Genomic DNA, 13,427 nt, shown 5'->3' with positions numbered 1-13,427 from the left:
GCAAAGAGAGACTCTATGCAACTGGTGATCATTAGCGGCCGCTCCGGGTCAGGTAAATCTATCGCCTTGCAAGCGCTGGAAGATCTTGGCTACTACGCGATTGATAACCTCCCAGCTATGTTGCTGGGGTCGTTGGTGGATGAACTGCGTGACCAGGGCGACCGAGCACATTTAGCGGTGAGTATTGATGCCCGCAATTTGCCGGGAGCTCTGGAGCGCCTGCCCTCTTTATTAGACGAGTTGCGCCAGCGTAAAATCGACTTTCAAGTTATTTACCTGACCACCGATGCACGCATACTGCTTGAGCGTTACTCAGCAACGCGTCGCCGTCATCCGCTGACCCGCGATAGCGAAATGACGCTGGAAGAGGCGATCAATAAAGAAGAGACGACGCTAGAGGATATTCGCGATCTGGCCGATCTATTGATCGATACATCACGATTATCGGTGCACGATTTACGCCGTCGCATTACCGACCAAGTAGCCCATCAGCGGCGCGATAAACTGACGCTAACGCTGGAATCGTTTGGGTATAAACGCGGCGTACCATTAGACGCCGACCTGGTCTTCGATGTGCGCTGCCTGCCAAATCCGTACTGGGATCCCACGCTGCGCCAGTTCACTGGCCGCGACGCGGAAATCGTGGCTTTTTTGAACAGCTATCCGATTGTTGATGCCATGAGCGACGACATCTTGGCCTGGCTAGAGCGTTGGCTACCCGCTTACCAGAATAGCCAACGTAGCTACATGACTATCGCGATTGGCTGTACTGGTGGCCAGCACCGCTCGGTCTATATGGCCGAGAAGTTAGCGGAAAAATTGACTCCTAGCATGGGCGAAGTTCAACTTCGCCACCGCGAACTGGGTCTGCACTACACCATAAGCGAACAGTTGGCCGCTCCCCTCGTCAGCGCTTCCACACCTAACGAGCGGCCAGAGACCTCTTAAGCGCGTCTATCCATTAATGACACCACTCGGCGAAAAGGAACCAGGGTGCCAGAACGCATACTTACACTTACCAATCAACGCGGGCTACACGCTCGCGCGGCGACAAAACTGGTCAAATGCGGCCAACAGTTCACGGCAAAAATACGCGTTTACAAACAGCAACAGGCCGCCGACGCCGCCAATATCATGTCACTGCTGATGCTTGCCGCACCTTGTGGCACCGAGCTTAGAATCACCGCCGAAGGCGATGACGCCGAACAGGCGCTTGAAGCGATTCAAGCGCTGTTCGACGCCCGCTTTGAGGAGGATCAGTAAGCCGCCGCTTGGCTTGTTAGTCCCCCGCCACGGTCATGGCATCAATCAACCAGCTACCCGTGTGAACACTGCCACGGGTATCAGTGTCATCGCCAATACCTACTAAGCCAGCAAACATCCGCTCCAGGTTTCCGGCAATGGTGAACTCTTCGACCGGGTACTGCACCTTTCCATTTTCGACCCAAAAACCTGCTGCACCGCGGGAATAGTCACCGGTCACACCGTTGACACCTTGGCCCATCAACTCAGTCACCCAAATACCCCGCCCCATCTCTTGCAGCAAGCTTTCGCGTGATTGCAGTGGCGTTGCTAAACGCACGTTACGTGCCCCACCGGCATTGCCCGTGGTTTGCATATCGAGACGACGAGCGCTGTAAGAAGAGAGCATATAGCTGGCAATGCGTCCCTGATCGATAAAGCGATTATTGCGCGTTTGCACGCCCTCGCCATCAAACGGTGAGCTTGCCGTGGCGCCAATCTCCATTGGCCGCTCTTCGAGACTAAACCAGTCGGGAAACAATGGTGTACCGAGCCGGTCGCACAAAAACGAGGCCTGCCGGTAAAGCGCACCACCGGCTAACCCACCGAGCAGGTGGCCAATCAAGCCACTGGCCAACGATGGGTCAAACAGCACCGGAAAGGTGCCCGTTGGCGGCCGTTTAGCACCTAGCCTGCGCAGCGTACGCATCGCGGCTTCGCGCCCCACCTCAGCGGGGTCACGTAGCGCCTTGGGGTCACGGGCAGAGGTGTAGTCATAATCACGCTGCATACCGCTCGCGTCTTGGGCAATCAGCATGCAAGAAAGAGAGTGACTACTGCCCTTTTGGGTACCTAAAAAGCCGTGGCTATTGGCGTAAACGCGCACCCCTTCGCCACTGGAGAGAGACGCGCCATCTGACTGTGAGATGCCGTCAACGTCTCGCCCCGCCTGCTCGCAGGCAAGCGCTAACTCAATCGCCTCATCCGTTGTGAGCGCCCAGGGGTAGTGCACTTTTAGATCGGGCAACTCAGTAGCCATAAGGGAGGCATCGGCCAGCCCTGCGGCCGGGTCTTCGCCGGTATAGCGGGCAATCGCCAGCGCTTTCTCTACGGCTGCCTGGATCGAGGCACTGCTGGCATCAGTGGATGAAGCGCTGCCTTTACGTTGACCCACGTATAGCGTGACGGCAATGCCTTGGTCACGGGATAACTCAACCGTTTCAACTTCGCCCAGGCGTACGCTAACGCCTATACCCTGATCGACGCTTGCGCCTACTTCGGCAGCATCCGCGCCCAAGCGCTTCGCCAACGCTAACGCCTCTTCGGCGCGCGCGGTCAATAGCGACTGCTGCGCGGATGCATCAAATGCCTGTGCCATATGGCCTCCTATTTCAACCGAATGCCTCTCAACCAAAGTCTTGCAAGAGAGTGTCATCGGCGAATCAATGTTGTACTCGCAGCTGGTATAATGCCGCCACGAATCTTGTCTGTGAGTCACACTATGCGTAAGCAACGTCCCGATCCCATTGAAGTAGAAGAACAGGAAGAACGCCCTAGCAAGTCGCAACTCAAACGCGAAATGCATGCCTTACAGGCACTTGGGGAAACCTTAATCGCCATGCGACCGGCGGAACGCGCCCGTTTCCCCTCTCTGACGATATGCTACGCGCTATCGAGGAAACCTCGCGTATTCGCTCCCATGAAGGTCGCCGCCGCCATATGCAGTATGTCGGTAAGCTGATCCGTAAAGAGGATCTTACCGCCATTCAAGCCGTGTTCGACTCCATCGATCAGGAGCAAGAGCAGCGCGACCACGCGTTCCACCGACTGGAAAAATGGCGGGAACGCTTAATTGACGAGGGCGATGCGGCAGTTGACCTGTTTATGACGGAGCACCCCGACGCCGATCGCCAGACACTGCGTCAATTGATTCGCAACGCCCAGCGGGAACGCGAACAGGGCAAACCGCCGACCAGCTCGCGCAAGCTCTTCAAACACCTGCGCGAAACCCTCGCACTTTAAAAACAGCTCTTTAAGACCATTTTTCAAGACCGCCTATCAAGACTGCGTGCCGCCGACGGTCAGCTCATCCAATTTCAGGGTGGGCTGGCCCACACCCACCGGCACGCCCTGCCCTTCTTTACCACACACGCCAATACCGGTATCCAGCGCCATATCATGGCCAATCATGGAAACACGCTGCATCGCTTCCGGCCCGTTACCAATCAAGGTGGCGCCTTTCACCGGCGCCGTCACCTTACCGTCTTCAATCAAGTAGGCTTCGCTGGCAGAGAACACAAATTTGCCAGAGGTGATATCCACCTGCCCCCCCCAAAGCTCACCGCGTAAATACCGCGCTTAACGCTTTTGATAATATCGCTGGGTTCATCTTGGCCCGCAAGCATGACCGTATTCGTCATGCGCGGCATCGGCAGGTGGGCAAAGGATTCGCGTCGCGCATTGCCTGTGGGAGCCATGCCCATTAAGCGGGCATTGAGTTTGTCCTGCATATAGCCAGTCAAAATGCCGTCTTCGATAAGCGGCGTGTATTGGCCCGGCGTGCCCTCGTCATCCACGCTCATCGAGCCACGGCAATCCGATAGTGTCGCATCATCGACAATCGTCACACCTTTTGCGGCCACGCGCTCGCCCATTTTGCCAGCAAAAGCGGAACTGCCCTTACGGTTGAAATCCCCTTCCAAACCATGGCCGACGGCTTCATGAAGCAAAATTCCCGGCCACCCCGACGCCAGCACCACAGGCATTTGCCCCGCGGGCGCATCGACGGCTTCCAGGTTGACCAGTGCCTGACGCACCGCCTCTTTGGCGTACTGCTCGGCAACTTGGTCATCGCGCAGCTTGGCCATGGAGTAACGGCCACCGCCGCCCGCACTGCCGCGTTCACGACGACCATTTTTAACCGCGATAACGCTGACATTAAAGCGCACCAGCGGGCGAATATCCGCCGCCAAGGTGCCATCGCTTGCCCTCACCAGCACTACTTCGTAGGTACCTGAAAGAGAAGCACTCACTTGACTGATGCTCGGGTCTGCAGCACGCGCGATTTTGTCAGCCTGTTTTAGCATGGCGACTTTGTCTTCCGCGCTTAGCCCGGCCAGGGGGTCGATTCCCGCATAGCGCGACATGGCGGATACCGGGCGCACCAACTGTCCAGGCAGACGTTGACCGCTGCGGACGATGCCTGCCGCCGTGCGGCCGGTGTCCATTAGCGCATCGGCCGTTATTTGGTTGGAGTAGGCAAAGCCAGTCTTTTCACCTGCCAGTGAGCGTACGCCGACGCCACCGTCAATATTGTAGCTGGCCTCTTTTACCTCTCCATCCTCCAGTACCCAGCCCTCTTGCCAGGTACGCTGGAAATAGAGATCGGCATAGTCAATGCCCGCGCCCATGGCGTAGCCCAACCCCGTTTCCAGAGCCTCTAAATCGAGTCCTCCGGGGGTCAACAGAATGGCGGCGGCCGTATCTACATCACTTTTATATGCGGTCATTGGGGGCCTTCTAAAGTAACCTGCGGCGAAGTCCAAGGGCCTCGCACGCGATAATGGAGTGTCGTGGCGCGATCTAAGGCGTCGCCAAACAGCTGGTCAGCAAGGAACAGCGCGCCACCCACGATGGGTGCGCCAACGGCAATCGCCGCGATCGGTAAACTTTGCGTCACTGGTAGTGTGACGCCAAGCCGCTGGTCAAGTTCACGCGTCACCAGGTTGACACTGCCGGTAAGCGTTAGGGTGGTGGCCGGAGTATCAATTTGCAATGGCCCGCGCAGCGTCAGCAACTCACCAGTAACATCAGCCGTCCCCTTAACACGGTCAAATGCCGTGCCGCGGCCGGTAACGTCGGAAAAATCCAAGCGTAGACGACGTAAAATATTATCGAAATTGAGCAAGCCAATTAAGCGCGCAGGTGCCGATTCCAGAGTGACAAAGCGGCCATCACGAATGTCGGTACTGATATAGCCATCTGAGCGGCTTAACTCCAACTGCCAGGGCGCCCCCGGCCAATCAAGCGAAGCAGCCACATCGGTACTTCGGCTACGCATGGCCACCGGTTGGTCAAGACGCTCAAGGGCGGTGCCGATGTCGCCACCCTGAATCGTAATGTCCGCACGGGTATGACTGGAAACAGCGTCTCCCTCCCAGTAAAGCTCACCTCGCGCAGAGAGCTGACCCAGAGTTAAGCCAACGGGCGTAAGCGAAAAACGCTCGCCGTCAGTTTTCCAGTAAGCAGTCAAAGGGCCGAAGCGGCGCGGTCCCATAGCAATTTCGGCTAAGCGTAATCGTCCATTGGGCACATCGGCTAGCCAATCAGGAATGGCCACAGGCACCTTGCGCTGGGTGTCGACCGTTTCCATCCAGGAGTCTGGCATCGGAGCATCGCTGTCGTGTTCAACATTGGCTAACGCCAGCAAGCGATCAAGCGCCAGCGCTTCAATGGCCACATCTAACGGTTGCGGTGATTGAGCGTACAGTAAATGCCCAGTGACCAGATTACCGCTTAGCCCCAAATCGATCCGGCCATCGTTCACGCCTCCCGACGCGTTAAGGCTGCCTAAACACTCCCTTTGGTAAACCACACAGGGTGTGGCTAACGAGACCGCCAACGGTATTTGAGTACCTCCACCCGACGCACTGAGCAACCCGCTGGGCATTAGCGGTGAAATCGCCTGCTGCCACGCTAGCGGGTCAATGCGAGGTAGGGCAGCATCGATACTAACCCCTGGCTGGGAGGGCCAGTCGGGCAGGCGCACCGCCTGGCTGCCTAAATTTAGCGTCCCGGCAAGCGAGCCATTAAGCTGTTGCAGTCGTGCAGAAGCGATATCGGCTAGGCGGCTTTCGATACGTTTTGTGTCCATATCGGCGGTTAATGTCCAGGGCCAGGCCTGCTGTGACGATTTTGCAAAGGGCTCGGGAAGATGACTGGTGACGCCGACTAAACGACTCTCCAAGCGCAGGATGGGCGTTGGCGTTAGGGCGACACTGCCCTGCCACTCTAGCGGTCCTTCTAGCGGCATACGCCCTTGACTATCCAACCCTGCAAGCCCAAAAAGCGCCCCAGTGGCGACACTCCCCTGCAGCTGTATGTCGTTGCGTTGAGTATCAATATCAGCGTTGATAGGGCCTCCCAGCAACTGCCCACTAACCTCACCGACGAGACCTGAACTCTTCCCGTTTTGAAGCCAGGCGAGATCCCCCTCAACCGATTGAAGACGTAGATCGAGCGGTTTATACACCACTTCCGGAAAGCGTGGCCGAGCATTGATTTCCAGTTGCAGCGCTTCAGGGTTTGCCAACGGCAACGACAACGCAATATCGCCGTTAACGCCACCCGTTACGCGCAAATCACTTAGTGGGGAAAGATCAATCTCGGGCATTGCCTGTAAAAATGATATCAGCGCTGGCCCATCCGATTTTAACTGCCCCGAAAGGTTGAGCGTCTCATCCTCCATCACCACCTCACCCTCTGAAGCAGTGATGCCATGGCTCTGGGCGTTATCAATTTCAGCTTCTAACACTCTGTTTTGCCACTTTAAGCGCCCCTCGACGTCGTCAAGACGTGGCCAGCCTGGCGCGATCGGCAAATGTCCTTGGGTCACCGCCAGAGCGAGCGTTGCAGTAAAGTCGTTGGCGGTCGCCCCTTCGCCTAACGGTTGGCTAAGCTGCAGAGAGCCCTCGCTCACGTAGCCACCAATATCATTAAGCAGCCATTCGCGAAGCTCGTCATCCATGACGCTGAGCGGCAACCACTGGGCCAGCGGACGCTCAACAGCATCCACGTCACTGAAATTGAGGTCTAAACCAAAATGCCCACGCTGATTACCCGTCACCAAACCAAAGCCGCCCGCTATCTGGGCGCCGTCCCAGTCGACGCTTAGGCGCTTGCCACTCACCATGGTATTGGGGCCGTCGTATACCCACCCACTTCCCCTTCAGCACGTCGCAGTTGCATGGGAGCGGCAAAAAACTCAGGAAAGTAGAGAGTGCTTTCACCGTTGCTGCTAAACAGCACGCGGCCGCGTAAATCCCGCGCCTGTACCCAGGCATCCAGCGGGCCTCCGCCCGGTGCCTGCTGCCACGGTGAGACCTCCACGCCGGTTAGCGCCGCATCCACTCCCCAGTGACCATCCTGCTGCCCCACGTGCAACCCCTCGACTTGCCCACGGGGAGCAAGGGTTTGCAATACCCTGGTGACGGATTCAGGGAGCAATACGTAGTCACGCCAAGCGGTCAGCGAGGCAAGCTCAAAGGCGCTGGTGCGCACTTCCCACTGTCCTGGTTGGTGGGTGGCATGCCAGTGGCGTGGCAACGCTGGCCCAACGTTACCTCCAGGGGGCTGGGCCCACTCAACGCTCTCCGCGTCGCCGCTTAGCCACGCCTCACCACCTTCGCCGTCGCGCTGCCACAGGCCATTAGCCTTAATATCTCTTAACACCGCGTACTGAACCTGGTGGCGAAGCGTCAACTGTGGAACGTCGACGGCAACACGAGCTTCCTCAAGGCGCCCGGTGGTCCAACGCCCCCATAGCCGCGCACTGCCCCCGGCTTGCTCTAAATAGGCGGCATGATCAGGCCGAAACATATCCGCCAGAACCACTAACTGATCAAGCTGAATATCCAACTGCAGTGCTGCCGAAAAATCGCTAAAACCTCGTCGGCCGGGCTGCATTTCGACCTTCATTTCCGCCGCAGGAAGGTCTATATCGCGAGCCTGCTCTAACGATGGGGCAATATTGATGGCGCCCTCTAACCTTGTGCGCCGCTCATCACCGGTCAGCAGCAGTGTCTGAGCATACAGCATCACGGTGTCGTCTTTGCCGTGCAGTACAACCCGCGTGTCATCCACCCACAGGCGTTGGCGTAGAATCAAGCCCGCCCAGCTATCAATTGTGGCCAGATCCACATCGGGTTCTGCCGCCATCAATAGCGGTAACTCCGCAGGCTCAGGCCACTGTAAAGACCTCCCCGAACCTTGATAGAGGTGAAACTGTGTACCACTGATACGCGCATCACTAAAAATCGGTGCCAGATTGGCAAACGACGCCCAGGTATCTAAGCGCAGCCCCGCATGCTCAAGGGAAAAGAGTGCTTGGCCATCGGGGTTTCCGCGTTCACCCCGTCAAGCCGTAGCAGTAGATCGCTACGCGCTAGCGATAGCGATAAGCGCTCGATGGTCACCGGCACGCCAATGCGCGCCTCGAGTAACGCTTCAATGTGGGGGGTAAGGGCATCGGATTGGCTGATCGCTAGACGCAGCAGCAACAGCAGCACAGCCGCGCTGCCCAAAAGCCAGGCCGCTATCAGCAAACTCCAACGCACCAGCGAACGAGTCAGCATGGTTACATCAGCACAATATCGTACTGCTCTTGGGAGTAGTGTTGCTCAACCTGAAAACGGATCGTTTTATTGATAAACGTCTCCAGGTCAGCCACTGCCGCTGACTCTTCATCTAGTAAGCGGTCAACAACGGGCTGCGATGCAAGCACCATATAAGTTTCAGCACTGTAGGCACGCTCTTCGCGCAGAATCTCACGGAAAATTTCGTAGCAGACAGTCTCAGGCGTTTTAAGTGTGCCGCGCCCACTGCAGGTTGGGCACGCTTCACACATCGTTTGCTCTAGGCTCTCCCGGGTGCGCTTGCGGGTAAGCTGAACCAAGCCAAGCTCGGTAACACCGGTACACTTGGTTTTAGCGTGGTCGCGCTCTAAGGCTTTTTCCAATACTCGCAACACTTGCCGCTGATGCTCAACATCGTTCATATCGATAAAGTCGATAATGATGATACCGCCCAGGTTGCGCAACCGAAGTTGGCGGGCAATCGCCGTGGCCGCCTCAAGGTTGGTTTTGAAAATGGTCTCTTCAAGGTTGCGGTGACCCACATAGCCGCCGGTATTAACATCAATGGTGGTCATTGCCTCGGTGGGGTCAATCACCAGATAACCACCGGATTTCAGCTGCACCTTGCGACCCAAGGCTTTCTGGATCTCATCCTCGACACTGTAGAGATCAAAGATGGGGCGCTCACCTGGGTAGTACTCAATCCGCTCAACGGCATCGGGCATAAACTCTTCGGCAAACTCGACCAGTTTGACGAAGTTTTCCCGCGAATCGATACGCACTTTTTCAATATCGTCGCGCATTACGTCGCGCAGAGTGCGCATAAAGAGCGGCAAATCATCATAAATGACGCTTTGTGGCGTCGCGGTGACTTTACGCTCACTCACCTTACGCCACAGCCGCAACAGAAAGTGCATATCGCCTTTTAGCTCTTCGTCACCTACGCCTTCCGCGGCAGTTCGGACAATAAAGCCACCCGTCACATCCAGCGTCTGCTCCGCCACGCTGTTATCCAGCAGGGCTTTTAAACGCTCGCGTTCACGCTCATCCTCGATGCGTTGCGAAACGCCGTGATGCGGCGAGTCGGGCATATACACCAAATAGCGGGAAGGGATCGAGAGGTGCGTGGTTAAGCGCGCACCTTTACTTCCAATAGGGTCTTTGGTCGCCTGCACCACCAACGCCTGGCCTTCATGAAGTAACTGGCCGATGGTCTGCTGCTCATCGAGCGGTGTGCCGGGTGGCATCACTTCGTGGGCATGAATAAATGCCGCCCGCTCTAAGCCAATATCAACAAAGGCAGCCTGCATACCAGGCAGTACACGGACGACTTTGCCTTTGTAGATATTGCCCACGATGCCACGCCGACGGGAACGCTCGATCAGTGCCTCTTGCAAAACGCCATTTTCAACCAGCGCGACGCGGGTTTCCATTGGCGTTAAATTGATGAGAACTTCACCGCTCATGCAAAATTCCTTGTTGGTTGACGTATTCCTTGCCAGCGATACAGGCGGCGTTGCCCTCTATATCTAGAGAATTAAACGCGCTGCCAGATAGGAACTCCCTGTCGGCATAGCAAGTGCGTCGTCTCATACAGCGGTAGCCCTACCACTGCTGAGTGACTGCCTTGAATCTGTTTTACAAATATGGCGGCTAATCCCTGTATTGCGTAGCCACCAGCCTTATCAGCAGGTTCACCCGTGCGCCAATAGGCAACGATTTCATCAGCGCTTATCTCACGCATTGTTACCTGAGTAGTCACGCAGGAGGAGAGCATACCTTCTGGCCCACGTACCGCCACAGCGGTAAGCACCTCGTGGCACCGCCCCGAAAGCAGCCGCAGCATCTCGGCGCCCTCTCAGCATTCGCTGGTTTACCTAGGATACGCCCATCGACCACCACAGCGGTATCTGAACCTAGGATAGGCAAGTGGGTAAAAGGGGCTGCTGCCTCGGCTTTGGCAACTGCTAATCGCTGCACATACGCTTGAGCCGACTCACCCACCTGCGGAGTCTCATCAATATCACAAGGGTGAACCGCGACCGGCACACCAATGGATGCCAGCAAAGCTCGACGGCGTGGAGAGGCAGACGCTAAACACAAAACAGGCGCAGTCATGAAGCGGCCAACCGACGTTCTAATGCTTGAAACATCGTCGCTAGCCATGGCCATAGCAACGCACTGATCAGCGCGGGAATCAAAAGGCTAAATGAATCGAAAAATCACCACGATAGTGCGTAGCCATTGAGCGACTAGCTGCATCAAGCCCAACAGCACCAGCACCAGCGCTGATTGCTGTACCAGTGAATAAGCACGGAAGCGGGGATAGACCGCGCACACAAGAAGGCCAGCAGTGCATAAATAAGCGCATGCTGGCCCAGCACGGTGCCTTCAATTAAATCCATCAAAATCCCCAGCACAAAGCCATGAAAAACGCCGACTCTGTCGGGTGTGCGCATACACCAGTAGATCAGCATCAGCCCTAACCACTCGGGGCGATATACCTGCCAGCCATCGGCCAGCGGCATCACCTGCAAGCAAAGAGCCAAGACCAAACTAAACCAAATAATCACTAGCGGAACAATCGGTGCTCGTGGCATCAGGGCACCTCTTGAGATGATGCATTTGAGTCGCGCAACGCATTATTGGGGCTTGTTGAAAGCTGGAGTGAAGAGCGCAAGGCCTCTGCGGAGATATCCAGCGTCTCATCCCAGGCATGTTCTTCTACCTCCTCTCGCGGGGGCGGAAAAAGTAGCAAGAAATGACGCGAGCGCTGCAGTTGAGCCATCGGTTCGGCCGTCACGCGAGCAAAAGGCTGCCCCGGATCGTGAAACACCTCGGTGACTCGCGCCACGGGGTAACCCGGAGGAAAGCGTCCAGCCAAGCCCGATGTGGTCAGTAAATCACCTTCACGGATATCCGCCGTATCAGGTACGTGCATCACATTAACGCTGCTGTAACGTCCCGCCCCTTGGACGATAAAACGTAAGCCATTGCGGTTTAACTGAACCGGCAACGCATGACTGGCATCAGCTAACAGCAGTACCCGACTTGAGTAGGCAGAGACCGCGGTAATTTGCCCCACCAAGCCCGAGGCATCAATCACCGGCTGCCCACGTAGGTGCCATTGCGATGGCCGCGATTAATCACCATCTGATGACTAAAGGGGTCGTTATCAAGCGACAACAGTTCGGCGGTGATATAAGGAATATCACGCCGCTTCGCGGCTTTTAGCAATTCGCGAAGCTCGCTGTTTTCCGCGGTCAAATTCGCCATTCGCTGACCACGATGGGAAAGGGTGAGAATCTGCTCACGCAGGCGACGGTTTTCATCCACCAACGCCTGCTGGTCAGAGAGCGCAAGCGACCCCCAATTCAACAGGTCGCTAGGCACACTGACGACCCATTGAATAGGAGCAACGACCATCGACATTTGCGCGCGCACTTTCTCCATACGCGTGAAATGCTGGTCGACAAACATCAATGCACTGGCGGCCAAGACGCAAAAAAACAGCCGGTAGCCCGGCAGTGGCCCGTGCGAAAACAGCGGTTTAATAGGCAATCCCCCGCAATTAACCGCTGCGATTAGTCGCTCGACAGCAACTCAAAGGTGTGCTGATCAATCATCTCCAGCGCCTTACCACCGCCGCGAGCAACGCAGGTCAACGGGTCTTCGGCAACAATTACCGGCAACCCTGTCTCTTCAGCGATCAGCTTGTCCAGGTCGCGCAACAGCGCCCCACCGCCCGTTAGCACCAAGCCTCGCTCAGCGATGTCGGATGCCAACTCAGGCGGTGACTGCTCAAGGGCGCTCTTAATGGCGGCCACGATAGAACCCAGGGTTTCTTGCAATGCTTCCAGGGTTTCGTGGAATTGAGCGTGAAGCTGCGTGGAATGCCTTCGGCCAGATTACGACCGCGCACGTCAATTTCGCGCAGTTCGCCACCGGGGTAGGCGCAACCAATCTCTTCCTTGATGCGTTCGGCTGTCGCTTCGCCTATCAGGCTGCCGTAGTGACGACGTACATAGGCGGTAATGGCCTCATCAAAGCGGTCGCCGCCCACCCGAATCGATTCGGAGTAGACCACGCCGTTGAGTGAAATAATCGCGATTTCAGTGGTACCACCACCGATATCCACCACCATCGACCCCTGCGCTTCATCAACCGGAAGGCCAGCGCCAATTGCCGCCGCCATGGGTTCTTCGATCAAGAACACCTCGCGGGCACCTGCCCCTTCGGCAGACTCACGAATCGCCCGACGTTCTACTTGTGTTGACATGCAAGGAACGCATACCAGAACGCGGACTGGGGGTTAAGAAGGTGCTTTGGTGAACTTTACGGATAAAGTGCTGAAGCATCTGCTCGGTGACGGTGAAATCGGCAATAACGCCATCTTTCATCGGCCGAATCGCGGTAATATTGCCGGGCGTACGCCCCAGCATTCGCTTGGCATCAGTACCAACTGCCGCGACGCTGCGCATATTGCCAGACTGGCGGATAGCAACCACGGACGGCTCATCGAGCACGATACCGCGACCGCGAACATAAATCAGTGTGTTGGCCGTACCCAAGTCGATCGATAGATCGCTGGAAAACAGCCCCCTCAAACGTTTAAACATGGATGTTTTACCTAGTGCAGACCGGGAACCCTGTGCGGATGCAAACGGTATCACCGCAACCCCTGGCAGCAAGCACGAGTCGCGCCTAACACTGCCCGTTAAGGCCAAGATGTGGTACCTTTTGCGGCTATTTTCCACGTCTGCAACACAAGACGTTTTTTTGATATCGGTATGTATACCGCTTAAAGCCGATTATGTTCCATCACGTTTATGA

The 13,427-nt window shown here is 56.4% G+C and carries 4 protein-coding genes and 7 pseudogenes; 3 read left to right on the top strand and 8 right to left on the bottom strand.

All coding sequences use genetic code 11. The features are described 5' to 3' along the window. Window positions 1-15 precede the first annotated feature (15 nt). Both rapZ and FDY98_RS09080 read left to right on the top strand, forming a co-directional pair. Entirely contained in the window at window positions 16-948 is a 933-nt protein-coding gene (rapZ, locus tag FDY98_RS09085; protein WP_022523939.1) for an RNase adapter RapZ, read from the top strand. Between the two features lie 45 nt (window positions 949-993). Continuing rightward, complete coding sequence (locus tag FDY98_RS09080) at window positions 994-1,263, top strand: HPr family phosphocarrier protein (RefSeq protein WP_027959080.1); 270 nt, start codon at window positions 994-996, stop codon at window positions 1,261-1,263. A 16-nt stretch (window positions 1,264-1,279) separates the two neighbouring features. Here FDY98_RS09080 and pmbA read toward each other — a convergent pair whose 3' ends face one another. Further along, a complete protein-coding gene (gene pmbA / locus FDY98_RS09075) occupies window positions 1,280-2,620 on the bottom strand; it encodes a metalloprotease PmbA (protein WP_027959079.1) in 1,341 nt (446 codons plus the stop codon). A gap of 123 nt (window positions 2,621-2,743) precedes the next feature. On the opposite strand from pmbA, the pseudogene yjgA reads away from it, so the two are divergent. Beyond that, window positions 2,744-3,264, top strand: a pseudogene (gene yjgA / locus FDY98_RS09070) (ribosome biogenesis factor YjgA). A gap of 36 nt (window positions 3,265-3,300) precedes the next feature. Here the strand turns inward: yjgA and tldD are convergent. The 7 genes and pseudogenes from tldD to FDY98_RS09035 form a co-directional block, all read right to left on the bottom strand. Next, window positions 3,301-4,751: pseudogene (gene tldD / locus FDY98_RS09065) on the bottom strand (metalloprotease TldD). Continuing rightward, window positions 4,748-8,594: pseudogene (locus FDY98_RS29440) on the bottom strand (YhdP family phospholipid transporter). The pseudogenes tldD and FDY98_RS29440 overlap by 4 nt, the downstream one beginning before the upstream one ends. A gap of 2 nt (window positions 8,595-8,596) precedes the next feature. Beyond that, complete coding sequence (gene rng / locus FDY98_RS09055; protein ID WP_027959075.1) at window positions 8,597-10,060, bottom strand: ribonuclease G; 1,464 nt, start codon at window positions 10,058-10,060, stop codon at window positions 8,597-8,599. Window positions 10,061-10,131: 71 nt separating this feature from the next. Continuing rightward, a pseudogene (locus FDY98_RS09050) lies at window positions 10,132-10,712 on the bottom strand (Maf family protein). Continuing rightward, window positions 10,709-11,194: pseudogene (mreD, locus tag FDY98_RS09045) on the bottom strand (rod shape-determining protein MreD). The pseudogenes FDY98_RS09050 and mreD overlap by 4 nt, the downstream one beginning before the upstream one ends. Beyond that, window positions 11,194-12,155: pseudogene (gene mreC, locus FDY98_RS09040) on the bottom strand (rod shape-determining protein MreC). The pseudogenes mreD and mreC overlap by 1 nt, the downstream one beginning before the upstream one ends. Before the next feature lie 23 nt (window positions 12,156-12,178). Continuing rightward, window positions 12,179-13,213: pseudogene (locus tag FDY98_RS09035) on the bottom strand (rod shape-determining protein). Between the last annotated feature and the right edge of the window lie 214 nt (window positions 13,214-13,427).

The sequence above is a fragment of the Halomonas sp. PA16-9 genome (assembly GCF_009728585.1).
Classification (GTDB): Bacteria; Pseudomonadota; Gammaproteobacteria; order Pseudomonadales; family Halomonadaceae; genus Vreelandella; species Vreelandella titanicae.
This window is presented reverse-complemented; position numbering and strand designations above follow the sequence as displayed.

Bases quoted from the DNA above. Each gene is read 5' to 3' on its own strand.
- rapZ (WP_022523939.1), top strand. From the start codon at position 16: ATGCAACTGGTGATCATTAGCGGCCGCTCCGGGTCAGGTAAATCTATC.
- pmbA (WP_027959079.1), bottom strand. From the start codon at position 2,620: ATGGCACAGGCATTTGATGCATCCGCGCAGCAGTCGCTATTGACCGCG.
- rng (WP_027959075.1), bottom strand. From the start codon at position 10,060: ATGAGCGGTGAAGTTCTCATCAATTTAACGCCAATGGAAACCCGCGTC.